Annotated in this window: 10 protein-coding genes; 1 reads left to right on the top strand and 9 read right to left on the bottom strand. The window is 61.8% G+C overall.

The features are described 5' to 3' along the window. The 3 genes from HX801_RS31215 to HX801_RS31205 all read right to left on the bottom strand — a co-directional run. Positions 1 to 1873: Ig-like domain-containing protein (locus HX801_RS31215; RefSeq protein WP_177023393.1), on the bottom strand; the 1873-nt coding region annotated here is incomplete at its 3' end. Between the two features lie 868 nt (positions 1874 to 2741). After that, positions 2742 to 3629 carry a 3-hydroxyisobutyrate dehydrogenase gene (gene mmsB, locus HX801_RS31210; RefSeq protein WP_177023392.1) on the bottom strand — a complete coding sequence of 296 codons (888 nt, stop codon included), beginning with the start codon at positions 3627 to 3629 and terminating at the stop codon, positions 2742 to 2744. 14 nt (positions 3630 to 3643) lie between these two features. Then, positions 3644 to 5161, bottom strand: a complete 1518-nt coding sequence (locus HX801_RS31205; protein WP_008430611.1) for a CoA-acylating methylmalonate-semialdehyde dehydrogenase — start codon at positions 5159 to 5161, stop codon at positions 3644 to 3646. A 131-nt stretch (positions 5162 to 5292) separates the two neighbouring features. Between HX801_RS31205 and HX801_RS31200 the strand changes: the two genes are divergently transcribed. Continuing rightward, entirely contained in the window at positions 5293 to 6240 is a 948-nt protein-coding gene (locus HX801_RS31200; RefSeq protein WP_008430612.1) for a LysR family transcriptional regulator, read from the top strand. 135 nt (positions 6241 to 6375) lie between these two features. Here HX801_RS31200 and HX801_RS31195 read toward each other — a convergent pair whose 3' ends face one another. From HX801_RS31195 to recC, 6 genes are all read right to left on the bottom strand, one after another. Then, a complete protein-coding gene (locus tag HX801_RS31195; RefSeq protein WP_003214188.1) occupies positions 6376 to 6867 on the bottom strand; it encodes an OmpA family protein in 492 nt (163 codons plus the stop codon). Between the two features lie 4 nt (positions 6868 to 6871). Continuing rightward, positions 6872 to 8140 (bottom strand): diguanylate cyclase domain-containing protein, encoded by a 1269-nt coding sequence (locus HX801_RS31190; RefSeq protein ID WP_003214191.1) that lies wholly within the window; start codon positions 8138 to 8140, stop codon positions 6872 to 6874. After that, the gene (locus tag HX801_RS31185) at positions 8137 to 8706 is read right to left on the bottom strand and encodes a YfiR family protein (RefSeq protein WP_177023391.1); all 570 of its coding nucleotides are present in this window, start codon (positions 8704 to 8706) and stop codon (positions 8137 to 8139) included. The genes HX801_RS31190 and HX801_RS31185 overlap by 4 nt, the downstream gene beginning before the upstream one ends. Before the next feature lie 161 nt (positions 8707 to 8867). Continuing rightward, positions 8868 to 10919 carry an exodeoxyribonuclease V subunit alpha gene (recD, locus tag HX801_RS31180; RefSeq protein ID WP_177023390.1) on the bottom strand — a complete coding sequence of 684 codons (2052 nt, stop codon included), beginning with the start codon at positions 10917 to 10919 and terminating at the stop codon, positions 8868 to 8870. Continuing rightward, entirely contained in the window at positions 10916 to 14593 is a 3678-nt protein-coding gene (recB, locus tag HX801_RS31175; RefSeq protein WP_177023389.1) for an exodeoxyribonuclease V subunit beta, read from the bottom strand. Before recB ends, recD begins: the two co-directional genes overlap by 4 nt. Further along, positions 14590 to 18039, bottom strand: a complete 3450-nt coding sequence (gene recC / locus HX801_RS31170) for an exodeoxyribonuclease V subunit gamma (RefSeq protein ID WP_177023388.1) — start codon at positions 18037 to 18039, stop codon at positions 14590 to 14592. The genes recB and recC overlap by 4 nt, the downstream gene beginning before the upstream one ends. Positions 18040 to 18159 lie beyond the last annotated feature (120 nt).

Below are 18159 nucleotides of genomic sequence, written 5' to 3'. Positions count from 1 at the left end.
CATCCGCATCCGCATCAGCGTCAGCGTCCGCATCGGCATCAGCATCAGCATCAGCATCAGCATCAGCATCAGCATCAGCATCCGCATCAGCATCCGCATCCGCGTCGGCATCGGCATCGGCATCGGCGTCCGTATCATCAATATCAACAGCGATCACAGAAGCCGGAACAGACTCGTTGCCTGCTGCATCGGTCAATGTGACAGCCAGTGTTTCGCCGTTAACCTGAAGCGGATCCAGGGTGACTTGAAAATTACCGTCGTCGCCGACCGTGCCAGTGCCGATCACGTTGCCATCGGCGTCTTTCACGGTAACGGTCGCGCGCGGTTCGCCCTTGCCGGTGACGGTGCTGCCATCTTCGCCAACCACCAGGTTGGTTGGGGCATCCGGGGCGATGGTGTCCCCCGCGATGACGATGCCTGGCAGGGATTCCTTGCCCGAGAAGTTGCGCAGGAACACGCGTAGCCGCTCGCCATTGATGTGCAGCGAGTTCAGTTGCACCAGGAATGTGCCGTCATCTGCCACTGTTCCGCTGCCGACCACTTCACCAGCATCGTTGAGGACGATGACTTTGTGGGCCGCGGCGCCTTCACCGCTGAGCGTGTCACCCACGTCACTGATTGCCAGGTTGCGCGGCGCAAGCGGTGTCTCAATATCGGCGACAACCAGCGCACCCGGAGCCGACTCATTGCCGGCAGCGTCTTTGAGCGTGATCGCCAGGCTTTCGCCTTCGGGCGCGGGTGTGTCGAGCGAAACCTGGAAATTGCCATCCGCGCCGACGGTGCCCGTACCGATCACGTTGCCGCTGGCATCCTTGATGCTCACGGCAGCGTTCGGTTCACCTTTACCGCTGACAGTTGCGCCATCGGCACTGATCACCAGGTTGGTCGGCGCATCCGGGGCGGTGCTGTCGCCCGCCACCACGGGGCTGGCGGACGATTCATTGCCGGCAGCATCCTTGAGGGTGACTTGCAGGGTTTCGCCATTGGTTTGCGCAGTTCCCAGGGTGACCTGGAAGTTGCCTTCAGCATCCACGGTGCCGGTGCCGAGGACCTCGCCATTGGCATCCTTGATGATCACGGTCGAATTAGGCTCGCCCTTACCGCTGACGGTTGTACCGTCTGCACTGACGGCCAAACCGTTCGGTGCGGCGGGGGCGGTTGTATCACCCGCTACCACAGACGCAGGTTGCGATTCCTGACCCGCGGCATCCTTGAGGACGACTTGCAGGGTTTCGCCATTGGTTTGCGGCTTGTCCAGGTTGACCTGGAAGTTGCCGTCGGTACCCACAGTGCCTGTGCCCAGTACGTTACCGGCGGCATCCTTGACCGTGACTGTGGTGCCAGGCTGACCTTTACCGCTGACCACCGTGCCCGCGCTGTTGACCGATAAACCGGTCGCAGCACCGGGTGCAGGAACTGGCGTTTGATGATGGCCACCACCACCGCCACCACCGCTCAATGCCGCGGCGGTACCGCCGACGGCGAGGATGCCCAAGCCCCACAGCACCCAGTCCGGCACCGCACTGTCAGCGGCAATGGCTGCCACACCCAGGTCGTCCAGGGTCGAGATTTCGGTGAAGTTGAAACCCGAATACGGCGTGGAATAGTTGCCGAGCAACAATGTTCCGTCGGCATTTTCCAGTACCAGTTGGTTAGCGGAGCCGTCGGCTCCCACCACAAAAAAGTTCTGAATGGTGATGGTTTCTCCAGACTTCAGAGTGACCACCAGGTTTTGGCCGGACTGTTGAAACGATTGAACGCTTTCTTGTCCGAACGGCAGTTTTACAATGCTGGTTCCCTTGAGGCTGGCGTTGCCAAAGGCATGCTCTGTCGCCGTCCCCGTTGCCTTGTCGACAATAGTTATGTTTTTCATCTCTCACCCGTTTTTTATATGGACACACGTATTTCAGCGCGAGCGAATGCCCACGACGGTAGTTACCGCCGAGCACGAAACTCTTTTTGCGTTTATATAGGACTGGTCAGGATTTACAGCGATCAACCGACGCCGGTTTCTTCACGACATTGCAGACCCACACGCGTGCGCTTGCAACACGCTGACACCGAATGAGGTGGCACATCCTTGGCGTCAGAATAAGCCTGCCCGGGCCTTGGGCTGGACTGCATCGCAGCCCAGAGGTCGAGCAACCGGGAGAGGTGGCGGGCCAGGATGCGGGCTTTTTCAAGTTCCAGGGCGGCCTCGTTCGATGAGGCCGATAGCCCTGGGAAACCCGATGTACGCATCCATTCGCTAGCCATCTCTGACACACCTGCACAACTTTGAAAGTACTACGCTTCGGCGGAAGTTATCGAGACGCAGCAACCATGACCACGCTCGCAAAACCGATACTAGCGAGGCAATAGTCAACATCAAAGAGAAATGTAAACACGCAATAAACATGGGTGTTTAATGAGGGAAGCCACGACAAACCGAACACACATAACCGAGAAATCAATTATAACGGCATGATAATAGAGTGCCGCATGGACACTCACCGAATGAATAACCCATGATCAAAAACATGATATTTCAGCGTCACACCTGAAACTTGTAAAAGTTTATTTCACAACTATAACAATGCAAAAAAACCTTATCTATAGGCATTAGTCGATAAGTAATACCGCCCTCCCACAAACGTCGCGAAGGGGTTTATTCAGGCCAAAAAAAAGCACCAGTAGTGAGCTGGTGCTGGAAGGTCTACGCAGTAAAAATCAGGGGTCCACAGTGAAGAAGGACAATCGCCCTACTTTGGTTTTCGATAGCTGTTGATGATCGCCGAGAAGTCCTTGCCCCCTTCCCCACGTTGGCTCATCGATTGATACAACTGCTGCGCCACTGCGCCGAGGATCACCGGCTGGTGTGCCTGGCGGGCCGCTTCAGTGGCCAGTCCCAGATCCTTGAGCATCAGTTCCGCACCAAACCCACCGGTATAACCCCGGGACGACGGCGCCGTCTCGATAATCCCGGGCCATGGGTTGTAGGTGTCCGAACTCCAGCAGCGCCCGGTGGAGCTGTTGATGATTCCCGCCAACACTTGGGTGTCGATGCCCAGCGCATCACCCAGGGCCATGGCTTCGCTGACGCCGACCATGGTGATACCCAGCAGCAGGTTGTTGCAGATCTTGGCGATTTGCCCGGTGCCGACTTCGCCGCAATGGACGATGTTACGGCCCATCTGCGCCAATACCGGCTGCAGGGTGGCGAACAGTTCCGGGGTGGCGCCGACCATGAAGGTCAACGTTCCGGCCTGGGCACCGCCGGTGCCGCCGGACACTGGAGCATCCGCCATCACCACGCCTTGTTTCGCTGCCGCCGCCGCTACATCGCGGGCGGTCTGCGGGTCGATGGTGCTGCAATCCACCGCCGGCACGCCTTTGCCGATGCCGGCGAGCACGCCGTCTTCACCGAGCCACACACTGCGCACATGGGCCGCAGCCGGGAGCATGGTCACCACCAACTCGGCGCCTTCGGCTGCCGCGCGCGGTGAAGCGCTGGTGGTGCCGCCCAGTTCCGCCAGTTCCTTGAGCACGGTCTGGTTCAGGTCGAACAGGTTCAGCGCATGGCCAGCCTTGATCAGGTTGCGCGCCATCGGCGCGCCCATGTTGCCCAGGCCGATAAATGCAATCTTCATGGTCGTCTCCTCGATCAGCGCAGGTTGATGGTGGTGTTGACGCCATCGTTGACGCTGTCGTCGTCGAACCAGCGGCTGGTGACGGTTTTGGTCTGGGTGTAGAACTGCACCACTTGCTTGCCGTACGGGCCCAGGTCGCCGAGTTTCGAACCACGGGAACCGGTGAAGCTGAAGAACGGAACCGGCACGGGGATCGGGATGTTGATGCCGACCTGGCCCACATCGATTTCGCTCTGGAATTTACGCGCTGCCGCGCCGCTCTGGGTGAACAGGCCGGTGCCGTTGCCGAACGGGTTGGCGTTGACCAGGGCGATGGCTTGGTCGAGGGTGTCGACTTCCAGCACCACCAGTACCGGGCCGAAGATTTCCTGGGTGTAGATCTGCATGTCGGTGGTCACGCCGGAGAACAGAGTTGGGCCGACGAAGTTACCGTCTTCGAAACCCGGCACCTTGATGCCGCGGCCATCCAGCTCCAGCTTGGCACCTTCTTTTACGCCGCTTTCGATCAGGTCGAGAATGCGTGCCTTGGCGCGCTTGGAGATTACCGGACCCACATCGGTACCGGCTTCGCTGCCGGCGTTCACCTTGAGCTTTTGCGCCAGGGCCTTGAGGTCCGGCAGCCATTGCTTGGCCGCGCCTACCAGCACCACCACGGAAGTTGCCATGCAACGCTGACCCGCAGCACCGAAACCGGCGCCGACCAGGGCGTTCAGGGTTTGTTCGCGATTGGCATCCGGCAGCACCACGGCGTGGTTCTTGGCGCCCATCATCGATTGCACGCGCTTGCCGTGTTTACCGGCGAGGTCGTAGACGTGAGTCCCCACGGCGGTCGAACCGACGAAGGACACGGCCTTGATATCTTTGTGGGTGCACAGCGCATCCACCACGTCCTTGCCGCCGTGAACCACGTTCAGCACGCCGGCTGGCACCCCGGCTTCCAGCGCCAGTTCAACCAGCAGCAGGGTCGACAGCGGGTCCTGTTCCGATGGCTTGAGTACGAACGTGTTACCGCAAGCAATGGCCATCGGGAACATCCACAGCGGAATCATTGCCGGGAAGTTGAACGGGGTGATGCCGGCGCACACGCCGATCGGCTGGCGTAGGGTGTAGGTATCCACACCGCCGGCGACGTTTTCAGCGAATTCGCCCATCTGCAGGGTGCCGATGGAGCACGCGTGCTCGACCACTTCCAGGCCACGGAAAATGTCGCCTTCAGCGTCGGCAATGGTCTTGCCCTGCTCGGCACTCAGGACCACGGCGATGCGCTTGGAGTGCTCGCGGATCAAGGCTTGCAGCTTGAGCATGATGCGCATGCGCGCACCGATCGGCGTCAGCTTCCAGGTCTGGAAGGCGCGATGGGCGGCGTCGATGGCAGCGTTGACTTCTTCAGGGGTGGAAAACGGTACGCGGGCCAGCACTTGCTGGGTAGCGGGGTTGACGATGTCTTGCCATTCGGTGGTCCTGGATTCGACCCACTCGCCGTTGATCAGCAGCTTGACCTGTTTTACGGAAATATCGGCAGATGCGTTCATGTGGTCTCCAATTCTTGTAGGTATGCAGAGAACCAAGGCGTTGAATCGCCTTGAGGATGAGGCGTTCGGACTGTTTTTGGAGTATAGATGTGCAAACTTCTAATAAGAACGCACATAAAAGCCGGTCCAATATGCAAAAAAACATCACGTCACTGGGCTCCCTGAACTGGGATGACCTGAAGTTTTTCCTCGAAGTCGCGCGTACCCGCAAGGCCAGCGTCGCTGCCAAGCGCCTGGCGGTGGACTACACCACGGTGTCGCGGCGCATCAGTTCCCTTGAAGGATCGTTGGGCACTCTCCTGTTTGAAAAGTCCCGGACCAACGGCTTCGTATTGACCACCGAAGGCCAGCGCCTGCTGGGCTACGCCGAGTCCATCGAAAGCACGTTGCACATGGCCTGCGAACAGGTTTCCGGCTCCGGCGTGGCGCTGTCCGGCCACGTGCGCATGGGCTGCACCGAAGGGTTCGGCAGCTTCTTCGTCACCCCGCAACTGAGCCACTTCGTCGACACCTACCCGGCGATCTCGGTGGACATCCTGCCCCTGCCCCACTTCATCAGCCTGTCCAAGCGCGAGGCGGATATCGTCATCGCCCTGGAGCGGCCGGAACACGGGCCGTACGTGTGCTGCAAGCTGTGCGACTACAAGCTGCAGCTGTACGCGACGCAGGAATACCTGGACCAGCACCCGCCCATCCGCCGGGCGGCGGACCTGGCCGAGCATCCGTTTATCAGCTACGTGGATGATTTAGCGTTCAGTTCAGAGCTGCTGTACCTGGCCAATGTAGTGCCCGGCGCCAGCGCCAGTTTGCGCAGCACCAGCGTGATTGCGCAGTATGTGGCGGCGCAGCAAGGGCGCTCGCTGGCGATCCTGCCGTGCTTTTTGGCGGCACAGGACCCGCGATTGCTGCCGGTGCTGGGCAAGGAGATCAATATCACGCGGCAGTTCTGGATGTACTGCCGCGAGGACTTGAGGAAGTTGAAACGGATCACCCTGCTGTGGGATTACATCCGTGAGGTGACCGAGCAGAATCAGCCGTTGTTGATGGGGGAAACGCGGGAGATGGTGTTTGCCGATTAAATAAAATGTGGGAGCCGGGCTTGCCCGCGATAGCAGTGTGTCAGTCACCCAATACATCAACTGATCCACCGCCATCGCGGGCAAGCCCGGCTCCCACATTGATTGCATTCCAACTCGAACTGCCCGAAAGCCAGACTAGTCCGCAATTACCACAATCGACACCCGGCGATTCTCGGTGCGCCCCGCCGCTGTCGCGTTGGACGCCACCGGCTCGCTGCTGCCCAGCCCGCGCAGTTGTACGTTTTCTTCTTTCATCCCAACGCCTGCCAACACGTGCGCAACGCTTTTGGCTCGGCGCAGGGACAGTTGCTGGTTGTAGGTTTCCTTGCCCGAGGCGTCGGTGTGGCCGTCGACCCGCACGCGCTCAATGCCCACGCCCAGCAGCGCCTTGCCGATGCGCTGGACGATCTCGGTGCTGGGGGCATTCAGACTTTCGACGTCGCTGCCAAACAGCACCTTGCCCGAGAGGCCGAAGGCCCAGCCTTCGTCAGTCAGTTCAAAACCCTGCTGTTTGAGCACGGCGATTTGCGCCGGTGTCAGGCCTTTGGGCGGCGGGGTCTGGCAGCCGCTCAGGGCGAGCAGAGCCACGAGCAAGGTGATGAATAAAAAGCGTGCGGTCGAGAACAAGGGATCAACTCCTGTGTTGAACGTCGGCGGCGGGGGACTCCGATTCCGCCGTTTGCTGGCCACCCTGGGAAAGCCGTTTGGCCTGGTACATCGCCGCATCGGCGGCGTTGAGCAGGTTACCGGGGGTGGCGCCATGATCGGGGTAGACGGCGATGCCGATACTGAGTGAGGTCAATACGTGGGCGTCGCCGGGCAGCGCAATGGGCGCGTCCATGCTGGCGATGATTTTTTCGGCAATGCGCTGGGCGTCCTCAAGTCGGTGCAGAGGCGACAGCAAGATGGCGAACTCATCGCCGCCCAGGCGTGCCACCAGGTCGTCTTCACGCAGTTGCGCACGAATGCGCGTAGCCACTGCCACCAATACCGCATCGCCGGCGGCGTGGCCGAAGTTGTCGTTGATGTCTTTAAAGCGGTCGCTGTCGAGGAACAAGACCGCTACTTTCTCGTTGAGCTTGGCGGCGCTGCGCAGGGCGCGGATCAGCCGACCTTCGAAGAACGCACGGTTGGGCAGCCCGGTCAGGCTGTCGTGGCTGGCCTGGTGGGCGAGGGTTTCGTTTTCGCTTTGCAGGTGGGTCTGCCAGGCCTCCAGTTCGTCGAGCAGGGCATTGAAGTCATTGCCCAGGCTGTCGAGTTCGGCGATTTTCGCCGGCGGTACGCGTCGGTCAAAGGCCCGCTCGCTTCGGGCGGCGTGGGCCACCGAGGCCAGGCTGTGCAACGGCCCGGTGATGCCGCGTAACAAACGCCGCGCCAGGTACAGTGCAACCCAGGCGCTGAGGGCGGTGCACACCAGAATCCCGGCCAGGCCGCTGAGCAGGAAGCGCAACAGACTGCCGCCGTGGCCGGTCAGGTGCACGCTGCCGATGACCTGGCCCTGATGCAGGATCGGCTGGGTGATGGGCTGTTCGAGCAGGGCATGCGCCAACTGCAGCTCAATCATCGACAGCATCCCGGTTTCAGGGCGCTCCCAGTGGGCCAGTTGCTTGCCGTCGACGTTGAAGACTTCCGCCTCGGCCACTTCTTCCTCCGAGGCGATCACGCCCAACGCCTCGGTGGCCGCCGCGCTGTCGTTGAACACCACGGCCGCTTCCACGGTGTAGTTGATGGAGCGGGCGATCAGGTGCAGATTGTGGTCGGCATACACCCGCAGCGCGAGCACGCCGAGCAGGGTCAGGGAAATACTGGCCATGCTGACGGCCATCAGCGCCAGGCTCAGGTGCCCGCGCCCGATCACTGAACGCAAGGTTGGACGCACTGGCGCCTTATCGACACTCATGACCCCGACGCTCGACGTCGGGACAGCTGCAGCACACTCGGATGAATGCGCACACCGCTACGGGCAACGGAATCCAGGTTGACCTCGAACGACACCTGTTCGTCGGCTACCCGCAGGCAGAACAGGCTGCCCACGGTGCATTGGTCGCCGCCTTCGCTGATGCTGAGCACCGGATGGCCGATCAATGCCGCGAACAGGCGGCTGCGCTCGTCGCTGGTCAATTGGCCGATGTACACGGCATCGCAGGCATTGGCGATGTCTGGATGGTCGGCCAGCAAACGCTGCACCACTACCGGACGGCCGGTAGCCTGGGTGGTGCCTTTGACCAGGTCATCGGTGTATTGGGTTGGCCCGACGATGCACAAACGCAATTGCGCGGGCTCTACCGGCCAGCGGGCGTAACTGAGGATACCCAGGACCACTTGGGTGACGGCCTTGGCCCGCTGATCGGCCATGCCGGCAGGCGGCTGGGCAAAAACGAGGGGCGTGAACACGCACAGAAGCGCCAACAGCAGCATTCGTCTCCAGCTCAAACTTCGCTCTGTGGGCGAGACAGCCACGTTCATGCAGCGATTCTCTTTGATCTTCTCGGGATGATGCCGCAACGATAGCACAACGGCGGAAAACCCCCGAGGCGACACCCAGGAGGATTCCGACATTTTATTAAGAAAAATCACACATTTGGATCAGAAAATTTAGATGTCCCATCGGTCAGCTTCTTTGACGATCAAGTGCCCAGTTCCAGCATCAGCCCACTCAAGCGTTTCACCTTGCGGCTCACCGCCTCTTCGAATACGCCACCCCGGGGTTCGATCAGGCTGAACCAGTCCTTGGCGCGGGTGATGCCGGTGTAGATCAGCTCTTTGGTGAGCACCGGGTTCAAGGCGTCCGGCAAAATCAGTGCGGTGTGGGTGAATTCAGAGCCCTGAGATTTGTGCACCGTCATCGCGTAGACGGTTTCGACGTCGTTGAGCCGGCTGGGCAACACAAACCGTACGCCGCCCTGGCCATCGTTGCGCGGGAACGCGACGCGCAGAACCTGCGGCCCGCCGTCGCTTTCGGGCAGCTTGAGGGCGATACCGATATCGCCGTTCATCAGGCCCAGGCCGTAATCGTTGCGAGTCATCAACACCGGGCGCCCTTCGTACCATTGCTGGTCGCTGTCGATCAGCCGAGCCTTGAGCAGCGCGGCGGTAATGCGCAGGTTCAGGCCCTCCACGCCCCATGGGCCCTTGCGTACGGCGCAGAGCAGCTGGAAAGCGTCGAAGGCTTTCAGCAGCTTTTGCGCCCAGAGCGTCCAGGCCTCGTCATCCCGTGGCGTCTCCAGGGACGGACGCGCGGTCTGCAGCAGTTTCAGGTAATGGCGATAACCGTGGGCACCGTCGCCATGGCCGTCCAGCACCAGGCGCTCCAGGGCATGGTCGTGCTCGCCCTTGAGGCTGACGCAAAACAGGTCGGCATGGCTGCGGGCAGCCAGCAGTTTGCGGGCCTGCTCAGGGTTTTGCTGGTTGACCCAGCGGGCCAGTTGGCCAATGCCGCTGCCTTCGCCGAAACGCCGCGAGTAACGCAGCATCACCACTTGTTGCGCCAAGGGGTGGCTACCGTCGAGGTCTTCCTGCAGGCCGCTGGCGCCGAGGTCTTCGCCGCTGACCTGTTGCAGCCACTCGCGGGTTTGCGGGCTGTAGAAACCGGCTTCGGCGTCGCGGCACAAATCCCCCAGCACCGCCCCGGCTTCAACCGAGGCCAACTGGTCCTTGTCACCCAGCAGCACCAGGCGAGCATGGGGTGGCAAGGCGTCCAGCAGGTTGGCCATCATTTCCAGGTCGATCATCGAGGCTTCGTCCACTACCAGCACATCCAGGGGTAACGGATTGCCGATGTGATGCCGGAAGTGTCGGGTGCCGGGACGGCTGCCGAGCAAACGGTGAACGGTGGTGACCTGGGTCGGGATTTTGTCCTTCACCGCATCAGGCACTTTCAGCGACAGCACTTGCTGGCTGATGGACTCGGTCAAGCGCGCGGCCGCCTTGCCGGTGGGCGCGGCCAGACGGATACGCAACGCGCTGCCCGCTTCCACGGCGGGGGCCTGCAACAGCGCAAGCAAACGCACCACCGTGGTGGTCTTGCCGGTACCCGGCCCGCCGGTGACGATGCTGAATGCACCGCGGGTGGCCAAGGCGCAGGCGAGTTTTTGCCAGTCGACAACACCGTCTGGCGGGGCCTGGTCGAACAGGCGATTCAGGCGTTCGGGCAGATCGGCGGCAACGCTTTCCCGGGTGGCGAGTCGCAGGCGCAAAGCGCTGTCGATACGCCGTTCGTAGGTCCAGTAGCGGCGCAAGTACAGGCGTTTGCCCGACAGCACCAGTGGCCGGCTTTGCGCCTCCTCGCTGCCGTCGACGGCCAGTGCCACCAGACGGCTGGCGGCCAGGGCATGGCACCAATGGGCGCCGTCCAGGCCGTCGAGCAATTGTGATGGCAGCAGCATGACGCCGGTTTGCACATCGCCTTCGGGTGGCAGCGACAGAGCGAAATCCGGGGCCTTGAGGGTTTCGAACAGGTCCAGGCACACATGGCCATGGCCCAGTTGGTGGCTGGTCAGGGCCGCGGCCAGCAGGACTAAAGGGTCAGCCTGCGGATCGAGTTCGTGGAGGAAGCCGACAAAGGCCTTGTCCAGCGCGCGCAACCAGCCGCGCTGCACCCAGAGATCGAGCAGTTGCACCAGGTCGGCGGCGCGGCTGAGGGGCGTCAGCTCCTCAAGCGGTAACGGCGACAGGCTCATAGCAGCTCTCCTTGTTCCCAGGCGGGCTCGGCCTTGGGTGGTAGCGGTTTGCCCTGGAACAGCAGGTCCAGGCTTTCGATCAATTCCCGGGGCGGTCGGGTGAAATACGCGCCCTGGCTCGCGGAATGGGTGCCCCGCAGGAACAGGTACAACGCGCCGCCGACGTGACGGTCGTAGTCGTACTCCGGCAGCCGAGCCTTCAGCTGGCGATGCAGGGCCAGCAGGTAAAGTACGTATTGCAGGTCGTAACGATGGTCGAGGATCGACAGTTCCATGGCCTGCTGCGTGTAGGCCGAATCATCGGGACCAAGCCAATTGGATTTGTAGTCGGCCACGTAGTAGCGGCCTTCGTGTTCAAAGGTCAGGTCGATAAAACCCTTGAACATGCCGTTGAGCAGCACCGGTTCGGCGGCCACGCGGGATACGCCATTGTGAGTGTGCTGGCACACCAGTTTGTCGAGTGCGAGGACGTCGACCTTGTGGCTGGCAAACCAGAACTCCATTTCGATCTGGTACTGCCGCAACTCGCTAAGGGCCACCTGCCCGTTGCCCAGCGGCAACCGGGCTTGCAACAGATGCCCGAGCCAACCGCCGAGTGTGCCGATCCAGCCTTCCCAGCCGCGTCGGTTGCAGCGGCGGGCGACCGCATCTTCGATGGCCTCCGGGGTAACATTGAAGCCTTCGCCGCCCGCCCATTCCAGCAGGCCATGGAGAAAGGTGCCGGGATTCGGCCCGCGTGGGAAACGGTGAATATCGCCACCGGAAGCCGGCACTTCGCGTGGGGCATCCGGGTCGAGGCGTTCGTCATCGAACAGCTTCTGCGCTTGTGGGCTTTCCGGCGCTTCGAGGCTCGCCGCACTCATGCTCTCGCCGATACGCAGCGCACTGTAGGAAGCGATCCACCAGTTTTCTGCCGCCTTGCGCTTGGGCAGCAGCGGCGCGAGCAAGGTGGCTTCGTTACGCGGCGGGTGGAATACGACCGCATCGGCCTCGGGCATTTCTGCGTAATGCAGTGCCGGGCAACCTTCCTGCAGGTCAAGCAACCAGCGGGCCAGGCCGCCGGGCTCGCCAAGTGAAGCGCCGCCGCCGAGCAAGTAGCCCAGGGCCGACAGGTGCAGCACCGAGCTGTTGTTATTGCCACGCTTGAGGTCGGCGATGCCCAGCCAGCAGGCGTGTTTGGCGCGGGTCAGCGCCACGTAAAACAGACGCAAGTCTTCGGCCAGCCGTTCATCGTCGGCTTGGGCGATCAACTCGGCGGTGGGCCTGAGGCTGACCTGGGATTTGCCGTTTGCGTCGTGGTAATGCAACGGCAGGCGGCTGCCATCCACCGGTTTTGCCGAGCAAATGAACGGCAGGAAAACCAGGTCGTATTCCAGCCCCTTGGATTTGTGGATCGTTACCACTTTGACCAGTTGTTCATCACTTTCCAGGCGCAGGATCTGCTCTTCACCGGCCTGGCCGGAAAGCGCGAGATGTTCGGCCAGATGGCGAATCAGCGCTTGTTCACCGTCCAGCTCTGCGGCCGCCTGTTGCAGCAATTCCGAGAGGTGCAACAGGTTGGTCAATACCCGCTCGCCATCGCTGCGGGTGATCAGGGTTTGCGGCAATTTGAAGTCGTGCAACAGGCGCCGCAGCATCGGCAGCACGCCTTGGGTGCGCCAGATCGTACGGTAATCGCGGAACTGCATTACGCGTTGTTCCCACGCCAGTTCGTCCTGGTTCAGACGCTCCAGTTCGGGCAGCGACAGGTTCAAGGTGACGCAAGCCAGGGCGGCGCGCAGTGGGCGCTCGACGTCCGGCTCGGCACAGGCCTTGAGCCAGGCCAGCAGGTCGTGGGCTTCCTGGGCGGCGAACACGGAATCCTTATCGGAAAGGTAAACGCTGCGCACGCCACGGGCAGCCAGTTCACCGCGCACGGCCTGGGCTTCCTTGCCGTCGCGCACGAGGATGGCGATGTCTGACGGCAGCACGCCTTTGAAGCTAGCGTCTTTGCCGAGGAATCCGGCAGTTCCCTGCTGGCCGCCATTGAGTAACGCGACGATTTGACTGGCGCAGGACGCGGCCAACTGTTGGCGGTAGAGCACGCCGGAGATCGGCTGGTCGGTGGGTAGATGCCAGAGATTCAGCGCAGGCAACGTCTGACCGTTGACCTGCAGTTGTTCCTTACGGCCTTGGGACAATACCGACTGGAACGGCACCGGATTCGTACCGTCGGGTTCACGGAACAGGAACGCTCCACGGCCTTTTTCTGCGCGCTGGAATACGTGGTTTACCGCCTCGACCATGGCGTGGCTCGAACGGAAGTTGGTGCCCAGGGTGTGATGGCGGCCGGTGGTGGACTGGCGCGCGCGCAGGTAGGTGTAGATGTCGGCGCCACGGAAGGCGTAGATCGCCTGCTTTGGGTCGCCGATCAGGAACAGGCCGCTGTCGAGGTGGTTTTCTTCGATGCGGTAGATACTGTCGAAGATGCTGTATTGCACCGGGTCGGTGTCCTGGAATTCGTCGATCAGGGCGACCGGGAATTGCTCGCGGATCACGCTGGCCAAACGCTCGCCGCCGTCGGCTTGCAGGGCGGCGTTGAGGCGGATCAGCATGTCGTCGAAGCCCATTTCGGCGCGCCGGCGCTTTTCTTCTTCGAAGCGTTTCCCCACCCAGCCGGCGGCGTGTTGCAGCACAGCAGCATCGGGCGTTGGCAGGGCGTCGAGGCTGGCCTTGAGACTGGCCATGGCGTCGATACCCGGATGGCGTGGTGGTTCGCCTTTCCAGGCTTCGGCCATGCCGTCGGGGGTCAGGCGGGTGAAACCGGTGCCGATGTCCAGTTGTTCGAGAGACTCGTCAGCTGCCCAGGCGCTGATTTTTTCGAACCAGGGCTCGAAGTAACGGGCTTGCATCTTGCGACCATCGACGGCTTTGGCGGCGACGGCCTGCAGGCAAATGTTGCGCAATTCTTCTGCCCATTGTTGCCAGGGTGCCTTGAGCGCGACGAGTGCTTGGCGGCGCTCTTGCAGGCATTCGTTGATCAGCTCGGCGGGGTCGCGCGTTTCATCCGTGGGCCGCTCGCTGCCGAACAGCGCGCGTACCCGTGGCATCAGGGCCGCCGGGCCGCCCCAATTGTTGCGCACCCAGTTCAGCGCATCGTCGTGCATCGGGTAGCAGAACAGCCGCCAGTAGTCGCGCAGCACTTCGCCGAGCAGGTCGCTGTGGTCGGTCTCCAGGGTCTGGGTGAACAGGCTCCCGCTGTCGAAGGCGTGCTCGCGCAGCATGCGCTGGCACCAGCTGTGAATGGTCGAGACGGCGGCTTCATCCATCCACTGGGCGGCGATGTCCAGGCGATTGGCGCAGCCGGGCCATTGTGCGGGGCTGTATTGGTCGCGCAGTTCGGCGATCAACGCGTCGGGTTCTTCGATTTCTTCGCGGAAAAAACGCGCGGCTTCTGCCAGGCGGATTCGGATGCGTTCACGCAGCTCTTTGGTGGCGGCATCAGTGAAGGTTACGACGAGAATTTGCGGCGGCAGCAACTCGCGGCCGAAACCCGATTCGTCACCTCCGTGGCCGAGTACCAGACGCAGGTAGAGCGCCGAGATGGTAAATGTCTTGCCTGTGCCGGCACTGGCTTCGATCAGTTGGCTACCCTTGAGCGGGAAGGCCAGGGCCAGGGGTTTTGTACCGCTCATGCGCTGGCCTCCGCGCTGGTGAGTGATCGCCAGGGAGCGTTGATCAACGGTCGATAGAGGGTTTCGCACCAGCCTTCGAACTCTTCGCTGGCCATCAAGGCGGCGTAGTCGGGGAACTGTCGGATGAGCGCAGGGCTTTCACGGCGCTCGCCGTCGCTGGTTTGGCCGTCGCCTTCGTAGGCTTTGCTGGCGGCGGCTTGCGCTTTGGCCGGGTCGGTTTGACCGAGCCAGGCGAATGCGGTTTTAACGGCGACCGGCAGTGGTTCGCTCATGCCGGTTTTCCAGGCGAGCAGCAGGTTGTCGAGGAGCTCCCGGGCTGTGGCTTGCTCAAGTGGGGCCAATAGCAGTGTGTCGTCGCTGGCGACCAGGCCGGTACTTAACGGAAGGCCGCAGGCACAGGCCACCAGGTGGTTGACCCATGGGCGAATCAGGCGATGCCACTTACGGGTCTTGATCGAGCCGATGCTGTTGGGGATGGCGGTGACGCTTAGAAAGCCGCCATCGCTGCGTTGATGCAGGCCACTGATCCAACCTTCCAGCTGGATGCCTTGATGCTCAAAACTGATCGGTTCGGCGCTGGTGTGCGCAGTGGGCCAGAGTGCCAGGAGTTGCTGGTAACGCTGCAACAGGTCGGGCAGAGGCTCGATCAGTTCTTTGCGCAGGCATTCGCCGAAACCAACCATCGGCAACAAGCCACTGCCTTGCAGACGCAGGGCCTGGGCGTTGAGGGCTTCGTCGAGGTTGTCGGGGCGGGTGAGTGCCGCCGTGAGCAAACTGTCGCTCAGGCTATAGCGCTGCAGTGCATCGAGGACGAAGGGTTCTTCATCTTCCAGCGGGACTTCGGCGGCTTCGAAAAATACTTTCAGGCGCTGGCTGAAGAAGTGTTTGACCGGGTTGCGCAGGAAGTCTTGCAGCTGGCCGAGGCTCAGCGGTTCTTCCTGGGTGTAGGGTGCGAGGCTGCCGGTATCGGGCACGCTGTCCGGGGTTGCGTGGAGCAACTGCCATTCGCGGGCGTAGCTGAACAGCTTGTCACCTTCATGGAAGTAGCGGGCGCTGAAGGGCTGGAGCGGGTGTTCCTGGGTGGTGGCTTCCAGGAGTGGTTCGCCACTGGTGGTGTGCCAGCCGCTGGCAATGTGGTCGCGCAACTGCCCGATCAGGACCGATGCCGGGCGATCACTGTTGTCGCGGATACTGCGGCCGACCCAACTGATGTAGAGCTGGTCGCGGGCGGAGAGCAGGGCTTCGAGCAACAGGTAGCGGTCGTCTTCGCGGCGTGACCGATCGCCTGGGCGGTAGTCGCTGCCCATCAGGTCGAAGTCCAGCGGCGGTTGTGCGCGTGGGTAGTCGCCATCGTTCATGCCGAGTAGGCAAACCAGCTTGAACGGGATCGCGCGCATGGGCATCAAGGTACAAAAATTGACAGCTCCCGCGAGGAAGCGCTGGGACAGCCGGCCTTGGTCGAGGCCTGCCAGCCAGGCCTCGCGGACTACGGTCAGGGGTAATTCGTCATGCAGTCCGACGGACTCGCAGGTCTCCAGCCAGGTTTCTCTCAGTTGCTCGAGTTGACCCAACAGGTAGTCGTCGTGCTCGTTGCTCGGGAGGAAGAACAACTGCATCAGGTTTTGCAGGCGCTCGCCCCACTCTGTCGGTGCGGCAGGTTGCGAAAGTGCCTGGTGGGCGTCGTGCAGCGCATCGAGCAGTGCGACCAGCGGGCCGATCAAGGCCGCATCGAGTCCGCCGATTTCATCGTACGGCTCGATGCCATCGCAGGCAGCGCCCGTACCGACGGCGTAGCCCAGGAGCATGCGACGCAGGCCGAACCGCCAGCTGTTTTGCTCCAGCTCCTGGGGCAAGCCGAGGCCGGCGCGTTGCTCGGCGTTGAGGCCCCAACGGATACCGGCGCCTTCGATCCAGCGGTGCAGGGTCGGCAGGTCGCGTTCCTTGATGGCGAAGCGTTCCCGCAGTGCCGGGACGTCGAGCAGGTCGAGGATTTCGCTGACCGGAAAGCGGCTGTCCGGGAGCTTGAGCAGGTGCTCGACGGCGATCAGTAACGGATCGCGGCCGCGCTGGCCCTGGTCCGTAAGCGTGAACGGAATGAAGCGTAGGTCGCTTCTTTCAAGCTGGCCGAATACGGCGCGAATATGCGGCGCGTAGCTGTCGACGTCGGGGACCATGACGATGATGTCCCGTGGGCGCAGCGTGGGGTCGGCGCTGAAGCGCTGCAGTAACTGGTCGTGAAGAACTTCAACTTCGCGTTGGGCACTGTGGGCGATGTGGAAGCGAATGGAAGTGTCGCGCGCCAGGTCGACGCTTGGCCAGAGTTCACGGGTTTCGTTGAGGGGGCGCAGTTCGAGGATGTCGTCCTGGAGTTGGTTGAGCAAGGTGGTGGGCTCGCTCTCGCTGAACAGGTCGATACGACCGTCACGGAATGCCGAGCGGTAACTGTTGGGGTCGTCGTAGCTGTCCAACAGGTTGATGTAGTCGCGACCTTGCTTACCCCAGGCAGCGAGCAGCGGGTGGGCGTGCTGATGCAGGGTTTGCGGGTCGATGGTGACCGGCATTCCGGCCTTGCGTGCCTGGCGCTTGTATTCGTTTCGGAGCAGGTCTTTGTCGGCGACGATGTCGGACCAGTGATGGCGACAAGGGTTGTGCACACACAGCAGCACCTGGCTGAAACGGGCGAGGCCGGCAAGGGCTTCCAGCGCTTGGGCTGGCAAGGAGGAAATGCCGAAGACGATCACGCGGGAGGGCAGGCCTATCGGTGCCTGCTCCAGGCTATTGATGCGCTCGATAAAGCGTTGGTGAACTCCGGCGCGACTTTGAGCCATGCCCTCCTCTCCTACGTCCAACAGCAGGGCGCGCCACAGTTCGGCTTGCCAGCAGTTGGCCGGGCTCAAGGGTTTGGATTCGCCACGGCCATTGCGCAGTTGATGGCGACCGGCAGCCCAATCTTCCAGCCAGTCGGCACGGTAGACCTGGTATTGGTCGAACAGGTCGGCGAGGCGTTCCGCGAGTTGGTAGCGTTTGCGCAGATCCGTATCGTGGGTCAGGAAGCGTTGCAGGGGTTCGAAATGGGGTTGATCGATCAGCTCGGGGAGCAGGCGCATGAGGCGCCAGGTCAGTGGGGCTTTATCCAGCAGGGATTTCGGCGGGATCTCGTCTTTGCCCAGGACCATGCGATAGAGCTGCCACATAAAGCTGCCGGGAAGCTGCACATCAATAGCGGCAGCGATGCCGCAACCGCCCATGTCGTCGTCTTCAGGGTCTTCAGCCAGCGCCAGTTTCAGCCACTGGGCAATACCGTTGCTTTGTACCAGGGCGATTTCGTTTTCCAGGGGAGCCAGCGGGTAACGGCGCATCCAGCTGACAACCAGGCTGCGCAGCTCATCCAGGCGGTTGCCGTGAACCACCATGAATCCAGCACTGAGGGACGTCGCATCCGGCATAACGGCTTCCTTGGGAAAAGCAAAATCGAGGGATGGACTTTAGCATTGAAGACAATCGTAGGCTGCAAGTGAGGAACACTTGGAGACGCTCGCCATACTTTCCGACCGCCCAAAACAAAA

The sequence above is a fragment of the Pseudomonas sp. G1002 genome (genome assembly GCF_013385455.1).
Taxonomy (GTDB): Bacteria; Pseudomonadota; Gammaproteobacteria; order Pseudomonadales; family Pseudomonadaceae; genus Aquipseudomonas.
Note: the sequence above shows the minus strand (reverse complement) of the source record. Positions and strands in the feature narration are given on the sequence as shown.

What these genes read in the sequence shown, in the direction of transcription:
- mmsB (WP_177023392.1), bottom strand. Translation starts at nt 3,629, where the DNA reads ATGAAGATTGCATTTATCGGCCTGGGCAACATGGGCGCGCCGATGGCG.
- HX801_RS31205 (WP_008430611.1), bottom strand. Translation starts at nt 5,161, where the DNA reads ATGAACGCATCTGCCGATATTTCCGTAAAACAGGTCAAGCTGCTGATC.
- HX801_RS31200 (WP_008430612.1), top strand. Translation starts at nt 5,293, where the DNA reads ATGCAAAAAAACATCACGTCACTGGGCTCCCTGAACTGGGATGACCTG.
- HX801_RS31190 (WP_003214191.1), bottom strand. Translation starts at nt 8,140, where the DNA reads ATGAGTGTCGATAAGGCGCCAGTGCGTCCAACCTTGCGTTCAGTGATC.
- HX801_RS31185 (WP_177023391.1), bottom strand. Translation starts at nt 8,706, where the DNA reads ATGAACGTGGCTGTCTCGCCCACAGAGCGAAGTTTGAGCTGGAGACGA.
- recD (WP_177023390.1), bottom strand. Translation starts at nt 10,919, where the DNA reads ATGAGCCTGTCGCCGTTACCGCTTGAGGAGCTGACGCCCCTCAGCCGC.
- recB (WP_177023389.1), bottom strand. Translation starts at nt 14,593, where the DNA reads ATGAGCGGTACAAAACCCCTGGCCCTGGCCTTCCCGCTCAAGGGTAGC.
- recC (WP_177023388.1), bottom strand. Translation starts at nt 18,039, where the DNA reads ATGCCGGATGCGACGTCCCTCAGTGCTGGATTCATGGTGGTTCACGGC.